18 protein-coding genes are annotated in these 23,078 nt (G+C 55.1%); 12 read left to right on the forward strand and 6 right to left on the reverse strand.

The window, feature by feature from the left end:
- Positions 1–95: 95 nt before the first annotated feature.
- Positions 96–1,235: an N-acetyl-alpha-D-glucosaminyl L-malate synthase BshA gene (gene bshA, locus MTX78_RS05430; RefSeq protein ID WP_243800611.1), complete on the reverse strand. Its 1,140-nt coding sequence runs from the start codon at positions 1,233–1,235 to the stop codon at positions 96–98.
- 179 nt (positions 1,236–1,414) lie between these two features.
- Positions 1,415–4,489 (reverse strand): glycoside hydrolase family 3 N-terminal domain-containing protein, encoded by a 3,075-nt coding sequence (locus tag MTX78_RS05435; RefSeq protein ID WP_243800612.1) that lies wholly within the window; start codon positions 4,487–4,489, stop codon positions 1,415–1,417.
- Between the two features lie 198 nt (positions 4,490–4,687).
- Between MTX78_RS05435 and mutL the strand changes: the two genes are divergently transcribed.
- The 3 genes from mutL to MTX78_RS05450 all read left to right on the forward strand — a co-directional run bounded on the left by mutL (position 4,688) and on the right by MTX78_RS05450 (position 8,696).
- Positions 4,688–6,736 carry a DNA mismatch repair endonuclease MutL gene (gene mutL, locus MTX78_RS05440; protein ID WP_243800613.1) on the forward strand — a complete coding sequence of 683 codons (2,049 nt, stop codon included), beginning with the start codon at positions 4,688–4,690 and terminating at the stop codon, positions 6,734–6,736.
- Between the two features lie 167 nt (positions 6,737–6,903).
- Entirely contained in the window at positions 6,904–7,701 is a 798-nt protein-coding gene (locus MTX78_RS05445; protein WP_243800614.1) for a rhomboid family intramembrane serine protease, read from the forward strand.
- Between the two features lie 107 nt (positions 7,702–7,808).
- A complete protein-coding gene (locus tag MTX78_RS05450; protein ID WP_243800615.1) occupies positions 7,809–8,696 on the forward strand; it encodes a rhomboid family intramembrane serine protease in 888 nt (295 codons plus the stop codon).
- A gap of 52 nt (positions 8,697–8,748) precedes the next feature.
- Here MTX78_RS05450 and MTX78_RS05455 read toward each other — a convergent pair whose 3' ends face one another.
- From MTX78_RS05455 to tilS, 4 genes are all read right to left on the reverse strand, one after another.
- The gene (locus MTX78_RS05455) at positions 8,749–9,447 is read right to left on the reverse strand and encodes a DNA alkylation repair protein (protein ID WP_243800619.1); all 699 of its coding nucleotides are present in this window, start codon (positions 9,445–9,447) and stop codon (positions 8,749–8,751) included.
- Between the two features lie 38 nt (positions 9,448–9,485).
- On the reverse strand, positions 9,486–10,118 hold the full coding sequence (locus MTX78_RS05460; protein WP_243800621.1) for a macro domain-containing protein: 633 nt from the start codon (positions 10,116–10,118) through the stop codon (positions 9,486–9,488).
- Positions 10,119–10,235: 117 nt separating this feature from the next.
- Complete coding sequence (gene mdh / locus MTX78_RS05465; RefSeq protein ID WP_243800623.1) at positions 10,236–11,177, reverse strand: malate dehydrogenase; 942 nt, start codon at positions 11,175–11,177, stop codon at positions 10,236–10,238.
- Between the two features lie 244 nt (positions 11,178–11,421).
- The gene (gene tilS / locus MTX78_RS05470; protein WP_243800625.1) at positions 11,422–12,750 is read right to left on the reverse strand and encodes a tRNA lysidine(34) synthetase TilS; all 1,329 of its coding nucleotides are present in this window, start codon (positions 12,748–12,750) and stop codon (positions 11,422–11,424) included.
- 74 nt (positions 12,751–12,824) lie between these two features.
- Between tilS and MTX78_RS05475 the strand changes: the two genes are divergently transcribed.
- From MTX78_RS05475 to MTX78_RS05515, 9 genes are all read left to right on the forward strand, one after another.
- The gene (locus MTX78_RS05475; RefSeq protein WP_243800628.1) at positions 12,825–13,751 is read left to right on the forward strand and encodes a glycerophosphodiester phosphodiesterase; all 927 of its coding nucleotides are present in this window, start codon (positions 12,825–12,827) and stop codon (positions 13,749–13,751) included.
- A gap of 176 nt (positions 13,752–13,927) precedes the next feature.
- Positions 13,928–15,652: an OstA-like protein gene (locus MTX78_RS05480; protein WP_243800629.1), complete on the forward strand. Its 1,725-nt coding sequence runs from the start codon at positions 13,928–13,930 to the stop codon at positions 15,650–15,652.
- Between the two features lie 102 nt (positions 15,653–15,754).
- On the forward strand, positions 15,755–16,579 hold the full coding sequence (locus tag MTX78_RS05485) for an outer membrane protein assembly factor BamD (RefSeq protein WP_243800633.1): 825 nt from the start codon (positions 15,755–15,757) through the stop codon (positions 16,577–16,579).
- A 115-nt stretch (positions 16,580–16,694) separates the two neighbouring features.
- The gene (locus tag MTX78_RS05490; RefSeq protein ID WP_243800634.1) at positions 16,695–17,039 is read left to right on the forward strand and encodes a DNA-directed RNA polymerase subunit omega; all 345 of its coding nucleotides are present in this window, start codon (positions 16,695–16,697) and stop codon (positions 17,037–17,039) included.
- 161 nt (positions 17,040–17,200) lie between these two features.
- A complete protein-coding gene (locus MTX78_RS05495) occupies positions 17,201–17,782 on the forward strand; it encodes a flavoprotein (protein WP_394805605.1) in 582 nt (193 codons plus the stop codon).
- A 104-nt stretch (positions 17,783–17,886) separates the two neighbouring features.
- Positions 17,887–18,537 carry a phosphopantothenoylcysteine decarboxylase gene (locus tag MTX78_RS05500; protein WP_243800636.1) on the forward strand — a complete coding sequence of 217 codons (651 nt, stop codon included), beginning with the start codon at positions 17,887–17,889 and terminating at the stop codon, positions 18,535–18,537.
- Positions 18,527–19,459, forward strand: a complete 933-nt coding sequence (gene porD, locus MTX78_RS05505) for a type IX secretion system protein PorD (protein ID WP_243800638.1) — start codon at positions 18,527–18,529, stop codon at positions 19,457–19,459. Before MTX78_RS05500 ends, porD begins: the two co-directional genes overlap by 11 nt.
- A 238-nt stretch (positions 19,460–19,697) precedes the next feature.
- The gene (gene recN, locus MTX78_RS05510) at positions 19,698–21,371 is read left to right on the forward strand and encodes a DNA repair protein RecN (protein ID WP_243800640.1); all 1,674 of its coding nucleotides are present in this window, start codon (positions 19,698–19,700) and stop codon (positions 21,369–21,371) included.
- Between the two features lie 154 nt (positions 21,372–21,525).
- Positions 21,526–22,347, forward strand: a complete 822-nt coding sequence (locus tag MTX78_RS05515; RefSeq protein ID WP_243800644.1) for an enoyl-ACP reductase FabI — start codon at positions 21,526–21,528, stop codon at positions 22,345–22,347.
- Positions 22,348–23,078 lie beyond the last annotated feature (731 nt).

The following is a 23,078-nucleotide window of genomic DNA, read 5'->3' on the forward strand; positions in this document are numbered from 1 at the left end:
CTAGGTGACCTGCCAATAGGAAAAACGCCGGTTTCTTTCCTTTCAGGGAAGAGAAACCGGCGTTTTGGTTTTCGTATAAAACGAAGTTGCTGCCTTTACACTGCTGCTAGCTGCGCATCAATAGCCCGCTGATAACATTCCTCGTAGCGTGGTACTATCTTATCCGTCGCGAAGGTTTCGGCGTGGGCGCGGGCAGCCGCTTTAAAGCGCGGTAGGTTGTCGTCTTGCAGGACGTATAACGCATTCTTGACCATGTCGGCCACGTCGCCCACGTTGCTGACCATGCCGGTTATGCCGTGCTCGTTTAACTCCGGGATACCGCCAGCATTGGTGCTGATGACTGGCACCTCGCACGACATAGCTTCTAGCGCCGCCAAGCCGAAGCTTTCTTTCTCTGAAGGCATCAGGAACAGATCCGATACGCTCAACACTTCCTCTACCGCTTCGAGCTTGCCCAGGAAGCGCACATCGTTGCTGGATAACCCCAGGTCGCGGCAGAGCTTCTCAATGCGGGGGCGGTCGGGTCCATCACCCACCAGCAACAGCTTGGCGGGCACCTGCTGCCGCACCCCGTCGAAAATACGCACCACGTCTTCCACCCGCTTCACCGAGCGGAAGTTGGACGTATGAATGAGCAGCTTTTCGCCGTCGGGTGCAATGGCTGCCCGGAAGTGGTTTTTGTCTTGCTTCCGAAATCGGTCTAGGTTGATGAAGTTTGGAATAACCTCGATGTCTTTCTCGATGGCGAAGTACTCGTAAGTTTCCTTGCGCAAGTCCGCCGAAACGGCCGTCACCCCATCCGATTGGTTGATGCTGAACGTCACAACGGGCTCATAGCTGGCGTCTTTGCCCACCAGCGTAATGTCGGTGCCGTGCAAGGTGGTGATTACCGGTACGCGGATACCCTTCGTGACAAGAATCTGCTTGGCCATGTAGGCCGCCGACGCGTGCGGAATGGCATAGTGCACATGGAGCACATCTAGCTTCTCGTTCTGAACAATGTCCACCATCTTGCTTGCCAAAGCCAGCTCGTAGGGTGGAAACTGAAACAGCGGATACGGCGGAATATAGACTTCGTGGTAAAACAAGTTCTCGTTGAAAAAGTCGAGACGCACTGGCTGGCTATAGGTGATGAAATGCACGCGGTGGCCTTTCAGAGCCAGTGCCTTACCAAGTTCGGTGGCTACGACCCCGGAGCCGCCAAAGGTGGGGTAACAGACGATGCCAATGTTCATGAGAGAGGAAAAAGGTTGTCGTTCCGACGCAAGAAGGACCAGAGGTAGTAGTTGAAAACGAATGCTCGGGTTCTCTCTTGACGGAAAGACAACGAAAAATAAAAAAGGCGGCAAGCCATCCCGATTGGATGCCTCACCGCCAGATGCAGGTCAGGGGAAAATCAACTTCGAACAACAAATCATGACTTCAGGAGCGACTTGTAGATGACGTCGTGAATACGCGTACGAATGTTGTATTGACGCAGTTTGTTGTTGCCAGCGTCGGGGTACACTCGGTTGGAAAGAAAGATGTATAGGATTTTGTTTTCGGGGTCCATCCAAACGCAGGTGCCCGTGAAACCGGTGTGGCCAAACGTGCTAGCCGGCGAGAGGTTGGAAGTGGGGCCTTCGGGCTTGCTAGGGTCGCCGTGGTCCCAGCCTAAGCCGTGTCGGTTGCCAGCTACCGTGCTGCGCGCAAACTCCGTCACAACGGGAGCTTGAAAGTAATTGCGCCCTCCGTACCGGCCATTTTGCAAGTTCATCTGCATCAGAATGGCTAGGTCATTGGCATTGGCAAACAAGCCTGCATGGCCACCGACGCCCCCAATCATGGCAGCGGTTTGGTCGTGTACGGTGCCTTGCAATTGCGTCCGGCGGTAGTACGTATCGTTTTCGGTGGGCGCAATGCACGACTGCGGAAACTTAGCCAGCGGGTTGTAGGTCATGGTGCCTAACCCCAGTGGCTTATAGAAATTCTTATCCAAGAAATTCTCAATGGGCTGATTGAGTAATTTCTCAGCTACCCGCTTAAGAATGATGAAGCTTAAGTCGCTGTATTCTACTGGGTATTTGCCTTTCACCTTCGGCAGCAAGCTAGAGCGTTGCACCCACGTCCACACCGAATCTTCGGCAGTCTGCACGCTGAACAGGGTGGGCGTTACCTGATTGGGAAACTCGGTTGCGCTGGTGCTGGCGTAGAACGTAGGCTTTGGGCCCGTCTTGGTAATGGTCTTCTCCCAGGTAGGAATGCCCGCCTTCAAGCCTGCTTGGTGGAGCAGCACCTCCCGCACAGTCATGTCTCGTTTGTTGGTTTGCTTCAGCTCCGGCAGATAAGAGGCTACTTTGCTGTCCAGGCTGAGCGTGCCTTGGTCTTTGAGGTACATGATGGCCTGCAACGTGCCAGCTACTTTGGTCACGGAAGCCAAATCGTACAGCGTGCTGGCACTCACCGGATTGGCCTTGTCATAGGTGCAGTAGCCGTAGCTTTTGTCAAACACTACAGCGCCGTTCTTGGCTACTATCACCTGGCAGCCTGGAGCGGCGGCATACGCCACTGTTTCCAAACCGATGTTGTCAATTTGAGCTAGTACTTTAGAATCTAGGCCTTCGCTTTCTGGGGTGGCGTAGCGTAGGCGCCGCAAATCCGGTGTGGGAATACCTGTGCCGGCTTTAAGTTCCGGAGTAACCGTTACGGGTAGGCGCCCTTTGGCTGGCAGTGCGCCAAACAGCACCTGCGGAACCACCAACTGCGCTGCATACGTGTCTTCGTAGCCGCATACTAGAGTACGAGCACTGTCGAGGCTTTTGAGAGCGTACGCATTGCCCATGGCTACTACCACGGTTTTTAGCTGCGGATTCGCTTGCAGCGCCTTTATAAATTTGAGTGCCCCATCCCCAATGCCATAGTTATGGGTGGGGGTGTTGTTCATGTTGTGAAGCGTCACAACTACCGTGTTGTAAGGCGCTAGGCGGGGCAGCAAGCGGGCAAACGTGGTATCAGGAGCATAGCGGTTCGGCACCGGATACACTGGCCCGTTCTGATACTTGCCCATGATTTCGCCCACCGTGCTTCCAGCACCCGTGCCGATGGTCACGGTGGCAATGCGGAGCGTATCGAGGCGCAAAAAGGGGAGGAGGTTGTCTTGATTCTTGACAACGGTAGTGGCGTGTTCGAATATTTCCTGCGCTACCGCCCGGCTTTGGGGCCGGTTTAGGTTGGTCATCAGGGTTGGCACATTGATGGGCTGGTAATGGTTGAGCCCCGCCCAGTACTTGGCGCGCAGAATTTTGCGGACCCGCTGGTCGACATCTTCCTGCGTAATGGCGCCTGCCGCTATGGCTTCCTTGATTTTGGTCAGGGCTACCGGTACATCTTCCGAAAACAGCAGCACGTCGTTGCCAGCTAGCAACGCCAGCGCATCCAGTTGGCCAGGCTTATACAGGTTGGCCACGCTCTTCATGTTGAGCGCGTCCGTGAAGACCAGGCCTTTGTACGCCATTTTCTCTTTCAGCAAGCCCGTTACAAGGTTGCGGGAAATGGTGGCACTCACCGAGCGTACCGTATCAAATAGCGGCATGTAGAGGTGCCCAACCATCACGCCCATCACGCCCGATTGAATGGCTTGCTGAAACGGATACAGGTCCACGTTGGTGAGGTGGGCCAGGTCGGAGTTGATAACTGGCAACGCTACGTGCGAGTCCACGTCAGTGTCGCCGTGACCAGGGAAGTGTTTTACTACCGCAATTATCCCGTGGTCTTGCAGGCCCCGCAGATAGCTGACGCCCCGCTTGGCCACTTGCTCTTTGTCTTCACCAAACGACCGGTTACCAATAACCGGATTGTCGGGGTTGGAGTTGATATCCATGACCGGCGAGAAGCTGACATGCACGCCGAGGGTTTTCATCTTCAGGGCAATTTCGCGGCCCATCTGATAGATGTACTGGTCGTCGTCCATGGCGCCCAGCGTCATTTGCTTGGCGAAGTGCATGCTGGAGTCCAGGCGCATGTCTAGCCCCCACTCGGCATCCAGCGAAACCAGTAGCGGCACCTTGGCTGCTGCCTGGTACCGGTTGGTTAGAATAGCTTGTCGGCGCGGCCCGCCTTGCAAGAACATAAGTCCGCCAATGTTCTGGTTACGGACCAGGTTCTCGATGGATTGGGCGTGGCGTTTGTCTTTGTTGGAGTAGGCCGCCACCATGAAGAGCTGGCCCAGCCGCTGATCGGGAGTGAGCGAGGTGAATACGCTGTCCACCCAGTTCTGCTCGGCCACTGACTGCGGGCGGGCAGCATCGTCGTAGGGCACGGCCGATGTGATGAGTAGACCCGTCGCGGCCAGGAGCAACAGGAAGAGTCTAATCCGAAAATCCTTGAGCATCGGCTCCCGTGGTAATATCTGGCGTGATAGAGTCAGGTTGAAAGCAAGCGGAATTCGCCCTACTTTTGCCCAATCCGTGTAGGAGAAAGTGAACGGGCCGGATAGTCCGGCGGTTGGCATAGCGGGCCCGCGGCATCCTTTCTTCTACTCTTCCCAAAGCATTGATTCGGCAATTCGAACAACGCTTCGCACACGAATGTTGATCGCAAACTTACGGATAATTTTTGGTGGCTGGATGTAGAAGCGCCGCCGTAATGCAATTTTTCTGCTCTCTAACGTGTTCATTTTCACCTTTCGTATCTCTTTTCTTCCACTGGCATGGCCGACATAATTCAGCTGCTTCCCGAATACCTGGCCAACCAGATTGCGGCCGGTGAAGTGGTGCAGCGCCCGGCTTCAGCGGTAAAAGAATTGCTGGAAAATGCCGTTGACGCCGGAGCCACGCAGATTCAGCTCATCATCAAGGATGCTGGCAAACAGCTCGTGCAGGTGGTCGACAACGGCGCCGGTATGAGCGCCACCGATGCCCGCATGAGCCTTGAGCGCCATGCCACCAGCAAGATCCGCACGACCGATGACCTATTCCGGATCCGTACGCTCGGCTTCCGGGGCGAAGCCCTGGCTTCCATTGCGGCCGTGGCTCAGGTAGAGCTGCGCACCAAGCCCCGCGACCAAGATACGGGCACGCTCCTGCTGGTAGAAGGCTCCCAGATTACCAGTCAGCAGCCCGTGGCCTGCCCCGATGGGACGAGCATCAGCGTCAAGAATCTGTTCTTCAATGTGCCTGCCCGCCGCAACTTCTTGAAAAGCAACGCGGTGGAAATGCGACACATCCTCGATGAGTTTCAGCACATAGCGTTGGCTAACCCCCAGATTTCGTTTTCCTTGTATCAAAACGACCTGGAAGTGTTCAATTTGCCATCGGGCAAGCTGAGCCAGCGCATTGTGAGCTTGCTTGGTAATGGGTATAAAGAGCAATTGGCGGCTTGTGAAGAAGTGACGCCTTTCATCACCGTGCGGGGGTTCATTGGCAAGCCCGAATCTGCCAAGAAAAGCCGCGGCGACCAGTTTTTCTTTGTCAACAACCGCTTTATCCGCTCGGCTTACCTCAACCATGCTGTTCTAACAGCTTATGAGGGACTATTGCCCAAGGACACCTACCCGTTCTATGTGCTGTTTCTGGACCTCGACCCGAAGTCCATTGACATCAACGTGCACCCAACCAAAACGGAAATCAAGTTCGAAGACGAGAAAACCGTGTATGCTATTGTGCGCGCTGCCGTAAAACAGTCACTAGGCTTGCACAACATGGCGCCGTCGTTGGATTTTGATGGCGACGTGAATTTTGCGCCTATCCAGCCGTTGCGCTTGTCAGACGATCAGAAAAGTTCGTTCGACAGCAGCTTCCGACCCGACGCGCTGGCTTCGGCCGCTTCGCAGGCAGCCCAGCCGGCCTCCCGGGAGCCGCGTCCCAGCAGCGCTGACCGGGGGGGCAGCCGTTCGGATGCGTACGAACGGCAGGTGCCGCCCCGCCCAACCGACCAAGCCAAACGCGAACTAGAGGCGTTTTACAAATCATTGAGTGAACTCAATGTGCCTGACGTGGAGCGGGAAGCCACCGCGAAAGGAGTGCCGGTGCCGTCGGCGGCGGCGCTGGAGGCCGCGCAAGCGGCCGCTACAGAGATGCCAGCGCCTGCACCAACTCCAACCCCAACCCCAACCGCAGCAGGGCTACCTGTTATGCCAGTTGCCGCTCCGGTTGCGCCGCAGCTGCCGCTCCGCGAGAGTACCGCTGGCCCGGGCGGCAAGGTGTTGCAGCTGCACCAGCAGTATTTGTTGGTGCCAGTTAAGTCGGGCCTAATGCTGATCGACCAGGCGGCAGCGCGGGAGCGGATTCTGTACGAGCAATATGCTCAAGAATTGGAGCGCGAAACCGGCACCTCCCAAACGTTGTTGTTTCCGCGTACGATTACGTTTTCTCCGCAAGACTTTGCCGTGCTACGCGAAGTGGAAGAGGCACTACGCGCGTTAGGATTCCGTTTCACTGATTTCGGCAAGCATACTATTGCGGTGGAAGGCATTCCGGCCGATGTGCTAGCCCGCGACGAAAAGGAACTGCTGGAAAGCCTTATCGAGCAATTTCGCAACAGTGCGGGTCCGGTGAAGCTGGAGCGCCGCGAGCAAATGGCGCGGGCCTTGGCGCGCCGAGTAGCCACTACGGCCTCCACTGCCCGTCTCTCCGATACTGAAATGACGGCCTTGGTTGACAAGCTTTTTGCCTGCCAAGTGCCTGGCTATACTCCCGATGGCCGCCGGACGTTGGTGATGCTGGAAATGAGCCAGTTGCAGTCCTTCTTTACGCGCTGAATAAGCTTGCTGCACCTGCTTGTCATGCTTTGCAGGCAGGTGCAGCTACCAGCTAGCTTCCAAAAAAAGAGGGGATGGTGCGCACCGGCAAGCCGACGAATTCCGGGCAATCAGCGTAAGGAAAAATAGTCAACGAAATTACCTCAACCAGCGCAACTCAGCACTTCATGTTCCGACTTACTCCGACCGTTCGCACCTTGCTCATTATCAACGTGCTGGTGTTTTTCTTGCAAAGCCAATTTGGCGCTCAAGTTGATGTACTAGGTGCTTTGTACCCGTTCAGCTCCATCTATTTTAAGCCATGGCAGTTTGTAACGTATATGTTCATGCACAGTGGCTTCGGGCATCTGCTCTCCAACATGCTTGGGTTGGTGTTCATCGGGGCTTCATTGGAAGACGTATGGGGGCCTAAGCGGTTCCTGACGTATTGGCTGATTTGCGGTATTGGAGCGGGTGTACTCTACCAAGGAGTGCGCACATATGAAATTCAGCAGATGAACGCGGACCGCATAGAATTTCGTGAAAATCCATCGGGTGTTGCCTTTGTAGACTTCTTTAGTCAGCATTTTCCGGCTTATGAGCAGTCGGCTAAGTCAATGGGTGTCTCGCTCGACCGCAATCCAGGCAATGCATCTATGATAGATCAGGCCGCTGATGCTATTGACGACGCATATCAAAGCTTACTGGCTAGCCCTAACGCAGGTATGCTAGGCGCTTCAGGTGCCTTGTTCGGGGTTCTTTTCGCTTTCGGCTTTCTATTTCCACAGCAAACCCTCATCATATTCCCTATCCCGATTCCAATCAAAGCGTGGCTGTTCGTATTTCTATACACTGCCTACGAACTATACTCCGGCTTGCACCGGACACCCGGCGACAATGTGGCGCACTTTGCACATTTGGGCGGAATGTTGATTGGCTTTATTGTCCTGAAAATCTGGCAACGTAATGGCACGCATTTCGGTTAAGTAAGCAGCCAACAGCTCTGTTGGTGGTCACTGGAAACCGGAGGCTGTTGTTGTGCTTCTATAGCAGCCTGGTTTCCAATTTTTCCTGTTTCTACGTTCTACTTTCCATGAGCTTTATCGACGATATCCGCACAGCCTTCAGCCGGCGCGACAATGCGCTGAATCAGCTGCTGCTGCTGAATGCGCTGGTGTTTGTGGGGCTGATAGTGTTTGGAGCCATCATGTTTGTGAGCACAGGCTCTACCAACCATGGGCTGGTGTTGGATTGGATTGCTGTGCCTTCGGAGCCCATGCGCCTACTCACCCGCCCCTGGACGCTGCTGACGTATAGCTTCACCCACATCGGGTTCTTTCACATCCTTTTCAACTTGCTCAACCTGTACTGGTTTGGCTCTTTGGTACGTGAGTACCTCGGCGACCGGAAGCTGGTGAGTTTGTACGTGTTGGGCGCGCTGGCCGGCGTGGTGCTGTTTCTGCTGGCGTTCAATCTGCTGCCTGTTTTCCAAGGACGCCCGGCTATCTTGTACGGTGCCTCGGCTAGTGTAACGGCCATCATTGTGGCGGCGGCCACCCTGCTCCCCGACTACACTTTCAGTATCATTCTGATTGGCCCCGTCAAGATCAAATACATTGCAGCAGTAGTGGTGCTGGTATCGTTGGCTGGGCTTGATGGCAGCAATGCTGGCGGCGAAATTGCCCACCTGGGTGGCGCGCTGCTCGGCTTTCTATATATAAAGCAGCTGCAACGCGGCCGCGACTTAGGTACTCCCGTGCAAGCTGTTGGTGATTGGGTAGGAGCACTACTTTCCGGTCGGCCGCGGCTGCGAGTCACGCACCGTGGGGGAGGTACAAATACTGCTGCGGCCAAGAAAGGCGCCATGCCCAAACCCGAGCAAAACGACATCGATACCATCCTCGACAAGATTTCACGCTCCGGTTACGAAAGCCTTTCCAAAGACGAAAAGCAAAAGCTATTTCGCGCCAGCCAAAAGTAACCTCACTCGACTACCGACTAAAAAGCTCCACTGCTTTTCGCAGTGGAGCTTTTTAGTTGTGCATATGCCAGTGTCGCCGCTCAGGTGGCAGCCGCTCAATGGCGTAACGCAAAGCGGTGCGGGGCATTTGGCCCCGGTAGTCAGCTAAAAATTCTTCGAGGGCGTCTTCGTTGCGCTTGCCTACCTCGCGCAGCATCCAGCCCATAGCCTTGTGAATCAGGTCGTGGGGGTGGGAGAGGAGTTGGGCGGCCAGTTGGAAGGTGTCAGCGAATTGGTTTTTGCGAATGAAGGTTAGCGTTGAAACCAAGGCCATACGCTGGCTCCAAAGCTGTGGCTCGGCTGCTAGCTCATAGAGTGGCTCCCGGCTTTTGTCGAGCAGGTAGGTGCCCACTAGCATGGGGCAAGTAATGTCTACCAGATTCCAGTTGTTGACGAAGCGCCGATTGGCCAGGTACCGTTCGTGAATAACGCGCTGCCCGGCGGGGCCAGCCTTCGGATACTGCAGCGTCCAGACAATAAGGGCTGTCTGCCGACATTCGTGCCACGGACTTGCCAACAGCTTCTCGACCTCGGCCAGCGGCAGCGCCCGAAACTGCCGGGCCAGCTGGCGCTGTTGCGGCAAATCAAGGCCTAAAAACTGGTCGCCAGCGCCGTACTCACCAGGCTTGGTTTTGAAGAAACGCTGTAGAAGAACGACTCGGGCTGGATTGGCGAGGGTGTGAAGGGCAACTTCGAGGTCGGCGGCAGTCATCGGAAGCAAAGTTTATGTTCCTAACAGCAAGCTGGAAGTTACTTGATATTGTACTTCAAGTCTGACTCGTTGTGGGTATAGAAGTAGGCGTAGTTGGAGCGCAACTCTTCCCAACCGGCTTTAGTGGCATATTTCTGGTGTATCACGTCCTCCCAAGCAATCCGCATTTGGCGGGCGCATACCAGCGGCCGCACCTGCCCCACCCCGGTACCTAGACCTGGAATGGCTACACTCTTGATGGTTGATTTCACCGATTCGCCAGTAGGCAGTACCCCGTGCTCCAGCAAGAGCAGTAGGGCTTTCATACAATGATACACATTGGGCCCACGCGTAATAGTCATGGGCGTGCGCATGGTAGGAGCTGAAATCAGGTAGGGAAATAAGTCGCTGCCTGTAGGCAGAATGATGGCCTGCCCAACCAATAGTTCTCCGTAGAACTTCTCGCGGATAATGCGCTGCAAATCCTTCTCGATATGCCAGCCTAAGTGCTTGGATATCGCAAAGTCTATGCCCCCGTTCATGAAGCCGAAACTGTTGGCCGGGCTGACAATGGCGTCGCACGGAAAGTCGAAGATGGAGCCGTGGCGGACTGTTACTGCATCGACGTCGGCAAATACTTGCTTCCAGGCGTCGGTAATCTCTTGGTTGACATCAATAAGGTGAAAGTGCATGTAAGGATTTTAGGCTAGCAAGGTAATAAATACCTGCCTTTCGCTATACTCGGTAAACGAAAATCGGCCGCCCCGCTAGTGCGGAACGGCCGGTTTCAATTAAAGCGGAAACTAGAACTAAGCTGAAGCCTGGCTCATGTTGTCTAGCGCATCCATTACCTCTTTTACGTGGCCGCGTGAGGTTTCCAGCATTGCCTTTTCCTCGTCGTTGAGTTGCAGCTCGATAACCTTCTCGATGCCGTTTTTGCCGAGAATAACCGGGGCGCCCAAGTACACACCATTGATGCCGTATTCGCCCTGCAGTTCGATGCACACCGGGAATACGCGGCGCTGGTCGCGCACAATGGCTTCTACCATCTGAGCGGCGGCAGCACCAGGTGCATACCACGCCGACGTACCCATCAGCTTCACTAACTCACCGCCACCCACGGCCGTGCGCTGTACAATGGCGTCCAACTCGGCCTTACCGATTAGCTCGGTAACAGGAATGCCGCCCACGGTGGTGTAGCGGGGCAGGGGCACCATGGTGTCGCCGTGGCCGCCCATCAATACCGCTTGGATGTCTTTGGGGCTTACGTTCAGAGCTTCGGCCAGAAACGCACGATACCGAGCGGTGTCGAGGATACCAGCCATGCCAAATACCTTCTCGCGGGGCAAGCCCGAGGTGAGGTGCGCCTGATAGGTCATCACGTCGAGCGGGTTGCTCACTACAATGATGATGGCGTTGGGCGAATACTTTACCACTTGCTCCGTCACCGTTTTCACGATACCGGCGTTGGTCGAAATCAGGTCGTCGCGGCTCATGCCGGGCTTGCGGGGCAGGCCCGAGGTAATAACTACCACCTCCGAATCGGCGGTGCGGCTATAGTCGCCGGTGACACCTACGGTGCGGGAGTCATACCCAATGATGGGAGATTTCTGCCAGATATCCAGCGCTTTGCCTTCGGCGAAGCCCTCTTTGATGTCAACCAGAACAATTTCGTTGGCGATTTCGCGGGTGGCCAATACGTCGGCGCAAGTAGCGCCTACGTTGCCAGCCCCAACTACGGTAACTTTCATCGAGTGATGGATTGGGTGTACGGTTTGGGTTCGGGGGTAAAAGTAAGCGCGAGAAGTGAGAGTTTCTGCGAAAGTTTATCTACCCTTTCCACCAATTGCCCTCAATCTAGAGCTACCGAATCTTCAGCTCTGTAATAGTAAGGCCGTCAGCGTCCTGCCTCTGAAAAGGGACTCGGCCTACCCAGCCGAACTAAAGATAGCCTCATGGGCATTTGCTAGGAAAGCTAAGTAGGAGGCTGCTCCTCTACATCCGCTTCACCACCAAGACCCGCTCAGTGGCTTCTGTCACCTTGAACCGCTCATCGGGGCGGAAGCCAACCACCCAGGCAATTTTGCCGTCGGCGGATACCAGTACAAACACGTTGTCTTTGAGGTTGAGCGGTACTTTCTGATCAATCAGAAAGTCAGACAGCTTCTTCTTGCCTTTCATGCCAATAGGCATAAACCAGTCGCCTTCCTGCCAGGGGCGCACGATAAGCGGGAACTTCAATAAGTCGGCATCCAGCGCAGCCACGGCTTTGCCACGCGGAATAGTAAGGCCAGCAGCTTCAGCTAGTTCTAGGCGCAGGTGTAAGCCGTCAATTTTCAGCACCTCCTGGCCCGCCTGAATCTGATGCGTGCCGAATTTGGTGAGTACCTTCCGAGTGATAACCAACTGCTCCCGGTCCTTCACCAGGCGGTGCGTTGGCGACTCGAAGCGGCGGCCAGGCTCAGCGGGAAAGGAGGCCACAATGTCTTTTACCACTGGAAAGCTGAACCCAAATGGCCGCAGTAGCTCGTGCAGCACCAGCGTGGTAGCGGCCGTGCGCTGGAGCGTGGCTATGTTGAGGTAGGTGACTTCCTCCTCGGTGCGTTGCGCCTGCGCGGCCGTATCCTGCACGTAGCGCCGCACAATCTCCTCGGCTCCACCCACGCGCTCCGCCGTGAATTGCAAGGTCTGGTCGAGGTTGGGATTGATTTCGCGTAGCACGGGTAGCACCTCCTGGCGCAGGCGGTTGCGCTGGTACACCGGGCTGTCGTTGGAGGCATCTTCGCGCCATAGCAAGTGCTGCTCCACCAAGTAGTCAAACAGCTCAGGCTTGCCAATACCAAGCAGAGGGCGCACGAGGTACCCGTTCTTGGCCGGAATGCCGTGCAAGCCCGCCAGCCCAGTGCCGTGGGTGAGGTTGAGCAACATGGTTTCGGCCGCGTCGCGCTGGTGGTGGGCGGTGGCAATGTAGGCCAGGCCCTGGGTCTGACGCAGGCGCTCAAACCACTCGTAGCGCAAAGCGCGGGCCGCCATTTGCGTGGAAATGCCCTCCTGCTCGGCAAAGGCTTTGGTTTGGAAGAACTCAGCGAAGTAGGGAACTTCGTATTTCTTAGCCAGCTTGCGCACAAACTGCTCGTCGGCGTCTGCTTCTTCGCCCCGCAGCCCGAAATGGCAGTGGGCAACAGCAAACTGCACGCCCAACCGGTGCAGCACATCCGCTAGCGCCACCGAATCCTGCCCGCCACTAACGGCAACTAGCAACGGGTCTTCGGTGAGCGAGAAAAGCTGGTGTTCTTCGATGTACTGGCGGACTTGGTCGAGCATATAAAAACGATAAGCGAGGCGCAAAAATACGGACGCCTCCTTATTGGACGTTACGCATCAGAAACCTAATCGGAATGATTGATTTACGAGACCAGCTTGTTACACGGCCGCGGCATACTTCCTACTATTGGCTGCGGTATATTTCTTTGTTGATAAGCTGGCCCTTCTTGCTGGTGGGTTGCGGGCCATCGACCAAGCCGTTGCCCATGGGTAAGCAGCCGTTGGTGATAGGGCACGCCGGTTCGGGCTTCCTGACGCCAATCAACCCGTTCAACCCGTTGCCCCCTAGCAGCATGGCCAGCATTGAAAAGGCTCTAGCCCGTGGTGCCGACGGAGTGGAAATTGATATTCAGCTTAGCCAGGACAGCGTGCTGATGCTCTACCACGACCAAACACTGGAGTCCATGACCAACGGGAAAGGCTGTATCTACGAGCAGCCGGCAGCGGCCATCCAAACGCTAGACTATAAAGGCGGCTGGTTCTACGATTTGTGGCACGATGAGCATCCGGCCACGCTCGACGACCTGTTGGGCAAGCTCAGTAAGCGCCCTACATTACCGTATCTGCACTTCGACCTGCACGAAACCAACGTTTGCAACACCGAGCAGCCGTTAGCGCGCGCGCCGGCTTTGGCCCGAGCACTAGGCAAAACGCTGAAGCGTTACGCCTGGCCCCCAGACCGGCTTTTGGTTTTGACCATCAATCAATCGTCGTTAGCGGGCCTGCGCCAGGAATTGCCGGGCATCCCTCTCGGGCTGGAAATAACCGATGATTTCGAGCAGCAACTGCAAGCCGCAAAAGCTGAAAACGTGCAGGCCATCATCGTCCGGAAAGACTTGATAACGCCGGAGCGTACTGCTCAGGCACACGCCGCCGGCTTGCAGGTGGTTACGTTCGGTGGCCGCGCCAGTGGCACGGTGCAGCGCCTGATAGACTGCCAACCCGATGCTATTGAGGTCGACAATGTGCCAACTATGCTGAGTTTACTCGGCCGTAACTAACACGAAGGCTCAACTTAATGAATCGTTGAGGCACTGGCGCTGTTGCAGTAGGGCAGCCTGGGGAGTCGCCTAGCAGTGCTAGCGGCGGCATATTTCATTAGCACTTCCTCCACTGGAGCTTCGCAGCACAACCCCATACCCCAACGCGGAAGCAGATTTCCTACCTTTGCTTAGCAATGCCCTTATCTAGATTTCTTTTTTTGTTTTTAATGGCGTGGTTGCCGCTGTTGGCCTCGGCTCAGCGCAAACCCGCCCCCCAGCCCACGCCTCCCAAAGGCCAGCGTATCGAGCTGTTGCCGGGCACCGAGCGACTGGTAGGAGGGACGTTCAACGGGGTTGAAATCCGCAAGTTGATCGGCAACGTGAGCTTCCGGCAGGGCACCACGCTGCTCTACTGCGACTCGGCCTACCAGTACACGGATAAGAATGCGCTGGAAGCCTTCAGCAACGTGCGCATCATCCAGAACGATACTATCACCATCACCGGCGACCGGGCTACTTACAACGGGGATACACGTAAGGCCCGCATGATTGGCAACGTGACCATGCGCGACCCCCGCATGACGCTCACCACCAGCCTGCTCGACTACGACCTGAACAGCAACCTAGCCTATTACAGTACCGGCGGCCACATTGTAGACCCCGAAAACACGCTCGATAGCCAATACGGGTACTACAACACCACCACCAAGATATTCAGCTTCAAGCGTGATGTGAAGGTGCTCACCAAAGACAACACCATCGACACCGATACGCTGCAATACAACACCATTTCGAAGGTGGCATACTTCTTCGGCCCGACCCGCCTTACGGACCGGCAAAATCAGACGCTGTACGCTGAAAACGGTGTGCACAACACCATCACGGGCGTATCCGTGTTTCAGCGCAACGCTAAAATCGAAACCCCCAACTACCTGCTCACCGGCGACAAACTGGTGTACGACCAAGCCAAGAAATACGGCGTAGCCACCGGGCACGTCTCCATGACGTCGAAGAAAGACAACGTGGTCATACGCGGCGACGTGGGGCGTTATTGGCGGCTGTTAGGCAAAGTGAAAGTGTACGGCGCCCCCGTGATGCGCAACATTTCCGGCAAAGACACGCTGTATCTGGCCGCCGATACCCTTATCAGCCAGGAAGGCCGCCCACCCCTCAACGCGGCGGGTGTAATCTATGCTTTCCCTCGAACGAAGATTTTTCGCACCGACTTGCAAGGCAGCTGCGACTCGCTCACCTACAACCGCCAGGATTCCATTATCTACCTCAACAAGCGGCCCATCCTGTGGAGCAACAAAAACCAGTTAACCTCCGACAGCATGGAAATCCGGCAGCGGAAAGGCAGAGTAGACCAGATGCGGCTCTACGCCAATGCCTTTATTGTCGGGCAAGACACTCTATTGAACTTCAACCAAGTGAAGGGGCGCCGAATGATTGCCTACTTCCAGAGCAACGCCATAAAAAAAGTGGACGTGCTTGGCAACGCCGAGAGCCTATACTATGCTCTTGAAGGTGATACGGCCGTGAGTGGCATGAACAAAGCCCTGTCGGCTACGATGGTGCTCCGCTTCGCCAAGAGCAAGCTGGAAACCATCAGCTTCATTACCAACCCCGATGCCAGCTTTATTCCGCCCCATGAGTTAAAGCCCGCAGACGAAAAGCTGAAAGATTTCGCTTGGCGCCCCACGGAACGCCCCACGCGCCGCCAAGTGTTAGGCAGGCATTTCGCGTTGCCCGTGAAAGCGAAACCGAAAGCCAAGTCGAAGTCCACCAAATCGAAGGCGAAGCCCAAAGTTGCCCCAAAGACCAATACGAAGCCCAAAGCCACACAAGTTCCCAAGCCTCCGGTTACCCGTGTGACGCCTTCTCCATCAGGGGCGTCGGGGCTACCTGCCAAGAAATAGAGCCTCTTTAGGGCCTTCGTTTATTTTCCGCAAGTGCCTTTCACCAAACAGCTCGTTCGCAGTTCAGTGATTCAGGCAGAAACCGTTACCTTTGCGCCCCTTATGCATTCATTCCGCCCAACTCTTTTTGTTCTCTTGTTGAGTACGTTGCTGCTTGGCTCCTGTACCGGCTATCAAAAGCTGCTCAAGAGCGGCGACGTGAACAAGAAGTACGAAGCTGCCATCAAGTACTACGACAAAGGCGACTTTTTCAAGGCTGGTACGCTGCTCGAAGATTTAGTGCCGCTGCTGAAAGGCCGCCCGGAAGCGGAAAAGGCGCAGTTCTACTTCGCTAACACCAACTTCCGCCAGCGCAACTACACGCTCAGCTCGTACTACTTCAAGTCGTTTGCCGATACCTATCCGAACTCCACCTACGCTGAGGAGGCTTCCTTCCTACAGGCGAAGTCGTTGTTCCGCGATTCTCCGGAGTACGAACTCGACCAAACCAACACGTACTCTGCCCTGGAAACTATCCAGGAATTTATCAACCGCTATCCTAGCAGCACGTTCCGCCCCGAAGCCGAGAATATGTCGCAGGAATTGCAGAAGAAGCTGGAAAACAAAGCGTACCAGGGAGCCAAACTCTACTACGACCTGCGTTACTACCAGTCGGCGGTGGTGGCCCTGACCAACTTCCAGCAGCAGTTCCCGGCTTCGGCTTTCAACGAAGAAGCGGAATACTTGAAAGTGAGTGCCCAATATGACTTGGCTCGCGAAAGCGTAGAAGAAAAGCAGCGCGAGCGGTACCAAGAGGTAGTTGCCTTCTACCAGCACTTCATTGACACCTATCCGCAAAGCCGCCGCCTGAAGGAAGCCGAGCGTATGTACACCGACGCCACCGCGCAGGTAGCTAAGCTCAAGCCGAAAGACGCGGCGGCTAATTGATTTTAAACATACATGGCTGAGTTGTTTGATTGTTGAATAGCTGCTCTGGTTCTAACAGCAGAAGAGAAATTCAACGACAACAAGTAGGCAATTCAACAAGTTAACCATTCACCTCATGAAGACCCCAAGCAACCTCTCTGCTTCTATCGTTACCCGCAATATGTCGGAGTTCGCCAACGAGACGGGCAATGTATACGAGTCTATTGCCATCATCTCAAAGCGTGCCAACCAGTTGGCTATCAAGCTGAAAGAAGAGTTGAACGGCAAGCTGGCCGAGTTTGCAACCACCGTCGATAACCTAGAAGAGGTGTTCGAGAATCGGGAGCAAATCGAAATTTCCAAGCACTACGAGCGTCTGCCCAAGCCTACCAACCTCGCTATCGAAGAGTTCTTGGAAGGCAAAGTGCATTACCGTACGCCTGCTGAAGAAGCACCTAGCCCAGTTGCTAAGGCAGAGTAAAGCACGGATTCAAACAAGACAAACGGATTACACGGGTGCATGTAGTGCAGTCCAGTGTAATCCGTTTGTTTTTCATTGCTTTATATCCGGCTTAATCGGGCAACAACTGTGATGGGTGCGCTCATCTGTCAGAAAATGGCATTCTCAATCCGTGAAATTCAATGAATCCGCCTGAGTTAGTGCTTGAAGGGCGCAAAATCCTACTGGGAGTTTGTGGCAGTATTGCGGCGTACAAGGCGGCCCCACTGGTGCGGCTACTGACGAAAGCCGGTGCCGAGGTACAGGTGATTCTTACGGCTTCAGGGGCGGCGTTTGTCACGCCTCTCACGCTAGGAACCCTCTCCAAACGACCCGTGCTGCAAGGGTTCCTGAAAGATGAGCAGGCTGGTGAGTGGCACAACCACGTGCATCTGGGCCTTTGGGCCGATGTATTGCTGGTAGCCCCAACTTCGGCCAACACGCTAGCCCACTTCGCCCATGGCCTCTGCGACTCGCTGCTGGATGCCGTGTATCTCTCGGCCCGCTGCCCTGTGGTGCTGGCTCCGGCCATGGATCTGGATATGTACGCTCACCCGGCCACCACGGCGAACCTAGCGCGGCTGCGTTCTTACGGCAACATCATACTCGATTCACCGGCCGGAGAGTTGGCTAGTGGCCTTTCTGGTCCTGGCCGTATGCTGGAGCCGGAGGATATCGTAACTGAGTTGGCGCGTTTCTTCATGGAACTGCACGACAAAGCCTAACCACTTGGCCGCATGCTGTTTGGCTTTGCGCATGCTGATGGACTGGCACTAGCCGTTCGCGCTGTTGAAATTCGATTGATAGTTTTCTGTTCTCACCTACCCTCATGCGCGTCTTAGTTACGGCTGGTCCCACCTACGAACCTATTGATCCGGTACGCTTCGTTGGCAACCATAGCACCGGCAAAATGGGCTACGCCTTGGCCGATGCATTTGCGGCCACCGGCGCCGATGTAACGCTTATCAGCGGCCCCACCAACCTCCCTGATCCGGCGCACCCGCGTATTCAGATTCAACGCGTAGAAACAGCCGACCAAATGTATGCCGCCGCCGCCGCGGTAGCTCCGCTGGCGGACGTGTGGGTGTTTGCGGCGGCCGTAGCAGACTATAAGCCGGCGCACGTAGCTGAAAACAAGATCAAGAAGGAAGGCAATACGCTCACATTAGAGCTGGTCAAGAATGTAGACATTGCCGCCACGCTAGGTAAAACCAAGCGGCCCGGACAATTTTCGGTGGGTTTTGCGTTGGAGACCAACAACGAAGAAGTAAATGCCCGCGACAAGCTCCACCGCAAGAATTTCAACCTGGTAGTTCTTAATTCTCTGCGCGATGCTGGGGCTGGGTTCCGCCACGACACCAACAAAGTGACGCTGCTGGACGCGCAGGGTGAAATGATTATCTTTGAAGTGAAGCTGAAAGCCGCCGTGGCCCACGATATTGTTCAAGCTGTTCTTGCCCGCCTGCCCCGTGAAGCGTAACTCCCTGCTGTCGTCTGTTTTAGTTGTATTAGCTTTCCTGCTTGCGGCCCCTGCCAGCCAAGCCCAGGAGATACTATCCGAAGTGCGCGTCACCACCGAAAACGTAACTATTTCGGACCAGCAGTTGGTGCAGCAAATGCAGAAGGATATTCAAGCATTTTTGAACACTCGCTCCTTCACCAACCAGGAGTACCGGCCAGAGGAACGCATTAAGATGCGGATGTTCATTGGCATCACGGGCATTCCGCAAAACGGCCAATATATAGCCACGGCCCGCATCGTCACGACGCGGCCCGTGTATGGTACTGGTTTCGAGACCAACCTGCTAAGCTTCACGGACCGCAATTTTAGGTTCAACTACTCGCCCCAGAACCCGATTGACTTCTCGGAAAACACCTTCGTTGGGAATCTGTCGTCGTTGCTGACTTTCTACACGTACATCGCCATCGGACTCGACCAAGACAGCTTCTCTCGTCTGGGCGGCTCGCCTTACTACGACCAAGCGCGCATTGTATTGCAAAATGCTTCTTCCCAAACCGTGACCAACGAGTCGGATGAGGCCTGGAAGGATGGCAACACGCGGAACCGGTACTGGCTGCTCAACAACCTGCAAGACCCCCAGCTAGAAGCGCTACGCACCGGTAGCTACGCATATTACCGCCAAGGGCTCGATATTTTCATTGAAAAGCCCGAAGATGCGCGTGCCAGCATTTTCACGGCGCTACAGAGCGTACAGGTTGCTGCAACCCGTCGGCCGGGTACGTTGCTAGCCCGGGCGTTCTTCGATACCAAAGCCGAGGAAATTGCCAACATATTCCGGAGTGGAACTGATATGCAGCAAAAGCAGAACCTGGCGAACCTGCTCACAGAAGTAGATCCTACCAACTCGTCCAAGTACCAAGCTATGCTGAAGCAACAGTAAGCAGCTTGTTGCCATTCCGGCACCAAAGAAGTATGGATCAGGGCAGTTAATACCCTCACCCAATTTACTGTCTCGCTCGGCATGGCACGCTTGCGAATTCATAAAAACTTGATGCGAATATAGTTGGCATAAACCTAAGTTAATTAGTAGGTTTGTAAAACCCGTCCTGTCTGGAAGTTCCAGCGCGGCGGGTTTCTTGTTTTTCAGCTACGGCCGATACGGGCCTTCATTTCATAGTATGCTGGTTGATCTTCGCATCCGCAATTACGCTCTAATCGAGCAGCTGGAGCTGCGGCCTTCAGCGCTCCTCAACATTATAACCGGCGAAACTGGCGCCGGTAAATCCATTATGCTCGGGGCCATTGGGTTGCTGCTCGGCAACCGCGCCGACTCCCGCATGCTTTTCGACACCGAGAAGAAATGCGTGATTGAAGGGCAGTTTGATATCTCCAGCTATCAACTGCAAGACATATTCGAATCCGAGGATCTCGACTACGATACCCAGTGCATACTACGCCGCGAAATCAGTCCGGCGGGCAAGTCCAGGGCCTTTGTGAACGACACGCCCGTGACGCTGGAAACGTTGCGCCACATCGGAGCCAACCTCATGGACATTCACTCCCAGCATGACACGCTGCTGCTCGGAGATGCTGTTTTTCAGCTAAACCTGCTGGACCTGTATGCTGGCTTGGTGCCCACGCGGGGCCAATACAGTGGCGCCTATCGGCAGTATCGTAAGCTGGAAGCTGATCTGAAATCCTTGGAAGACCAAGTAGCGCAGGCCAACAAGGAGCTGGATTACCATAGCTTTCTGCTAAATGAGCTGGAAGAGGCTCGCCTCGACAACGAACAGCAGGATGATCTGGAGCAGGAAGTGAAGCAGCTCGAACACGCCGAGGAAATCAAGTTCAAGCTCACGCACGCGCTGCAAAGCTTAAGTGAGGGCGAATACTGCGCTACCAGCAGCCTGAAAGATGCGGCTACACTGCTCGGCCAAATAGCACCCTATGCCGATACGTTCCGCGACCTAAAGGAACGCCTCGACAGCTGCGTCATCGAAATAAATGACATTGCTGCTGAAGCTGAAGCGGCCGAGCGTCGTACGGAAGGCGACCCCGCCCGCATCGACGAACTGCAAGGCCGCCTCAACGTCATCTACAACTTGCAACGCAAGCACCAAGTGCGTGACGTGGTGGCACTGCTTGCCGTTCGCGACGAATTGCGCGACAAAGTGAGTTCGGTGCTAAACCTCGACAAACAGATTTCTCGCCTGCGCCGCGACGCCGACGGAGCCTTAGCCACGGCCACCAAGCTGGCTACTCGGCTGTCGGAAGCTCGGCGCAAGAGCTTCCCAAAATTCGAGAAAGAATTAGTGGCCTTGCTAGCCGACTTGGGCATGCCGAACTCACGGCTGGTGGTACACCACCAAGCGGGACCCTTGGCTGTGAGTGGCATGGATATCATCAGCATACTGTTCACAGCCAACAAAGGCGCGCAGCCCCAGACGCTGAGCAAAGCAGCGTCGGGCGGTGAGTTCTCGCGCCTGATGCTGTGCATCAAGTACATGCTAGCCGACAAAACTGCCTTGCCCACTATAGTATTCGACGAAATCGATACGGGTATCTCCGGAGAAATTGCCGTCAAAGTTGGCCGCATGATGCAGCAAATGGCCCACAAGCACCAGCTCATTGCCATTTCGCACCTGCCTCAAATGGCCGCGGCCGGCGACACGCATTACTTCGTGTACAAGCAGGACCGTGCCGACCGGACCATCAGCTGCATCCGGCAACTGAACCTAGACGAGCGTATCAGCGAAATAGCCCATATGATTGCCGGAGCCAACCCAAGCCAACACGCCTTCCAGAGTGCCCGCGAGCTGTTGGCGATGCGCGGCGAAGAATTGGTAGGGTAGGGCAAGAAGTTGAAACGTCATTCCGGCTGGCCGGAGAAACCTGAATAGTCGCTCTTGAAGCGCATTCGGATTCCTCCGGCCAGCCGGAATGACATTTTTTTACCTCTTTTGTAACTCCAACTACTCTCAACTGCTCAAACACTTCTTTCCCCATATGTCCAACAACATACTAGCTGGCAAGGTCGGCATCATTTCCGGCGCGCTCAACGAAGAATCAATTGCCTGGAAAGTGGCGCTCAAAGCCCACGCCGAAGGAGCCCGCTTTGTGCTTACCAATGCGCCGCTAGCCATGCGCATGGGCGAAATCAACAAGCTATCCGAGCAGTGCAACGCCCCCATCATTCCGGCTGATGCCACCTCCATGGAAGACCTGGAGAAGCTGTTCAGCGGCGCCCAAGAGCACCTAGGCGGCAAGCTCGACTTCGTGCTGCACAGCATTGGTATGAGCGCCAACATCCGGAAGGGCAAGCACTACGGCGAGCTGAACTACGAGTGGTACCAGAAGACGCTCGACGTGTCGGCGCTGTCGTTTCATAAGATGCTGGCCGTGGCTGAGAAGCAGGACGCCTTCAACGAGTGGGCCTCGGTCGTAGCCCTGAGCTACATTGCGGCCCAGCGTGCGTTCCTCGACTACACCGACATGTCGCAGGCAAAGGCTGTGCTGGAAAGCATTGCGCGTAGCTACGGCCAGCGCCTCGGCAAGCTCAAGAAAGTGCGCGTGAACACCATCAGCCAGTCGCCAACCAAAACCACGGCCGGTACCGGTATCAGTGGCTTCGATGCATTCTACGAGTATGCCGACCGCCTCTCGCCGCTGGGCAACGCCCCCGCCGAAGCCTGCGCCGACTACTGCGTAAGCCTGTTTTCGGATTTGACCCGCTACGTAACCATGCAAAACCTCATGCACGACGGCGGCTTCAGCACCACTGGTATTTCCGAGGAAATTGTGGAGCTGATTACGAAGTCTAATTCGTAAACCATCAACTCGATGAAAAGCAAAAGCCCGACCAGATGGTCGGGCTTCTTTATGCTTGAATATGTGGAAGTGTCAGCGAGGTTATTGCTTGATAAAAGGGACTTCTCGCACTTGTACCACAATTGTGTCGCCTGTGCGAAGCTGGTTAAGGACAGTGGTATTAAATATGTTTCGCACGCCGTTATACGCGTTACTACAATAACCTAGACCCTGCTGATTTTTAATCAGCCAGCTGAAGAAGGGCAACCGTAAATTGCCATCCTTGACAAGCAGCACTGAGGTAGGCCGGTATCGGCACTGTTGCGAAAAACCAGTAACAGGCGGAAGAGCCCGACACCGCTTGTTGGGTAGCTCTAGCATCATATTCCGAGATAATTGTTCGCATCGGTCTGAAGACACAGAACTAGCTAGGTTTACGGAGTCAAACTCCGCTAGTACAAAATGATCTTGCAAGCGGGATAGTATTTCAGCTTTCAGGATGTCAGGGCTACGCGGATCATTAGGCGCCATAGACACGAACGTCGCCTTATTGTCTGAACTGATAGAGAGCGTAAGAGAATTGCCAGCGGGAACAGGAACGTCAATGCGCGAGAAGTAGGAACCCACCTGGTGTCGGCGGATAAATTTATCTATCAGCGTGTTGTTGTTTACCTGCCCGTTGCTAGTGTACATGTTGATAGCAGTGGCTACAATACGGTTCTCGGCCCGATACTCGCCGGGCAGGCTGAGTT

It is taken from the genome of Hymenobacter tibetensis (genome assembly GCF_022827545.1).
Lineage (GTDB): Bacteria > Bacteroidota > Bacteroidia > Cytophagales > Hymenobacteraceae > Hymenobacter > Hymenobacter tibetensis.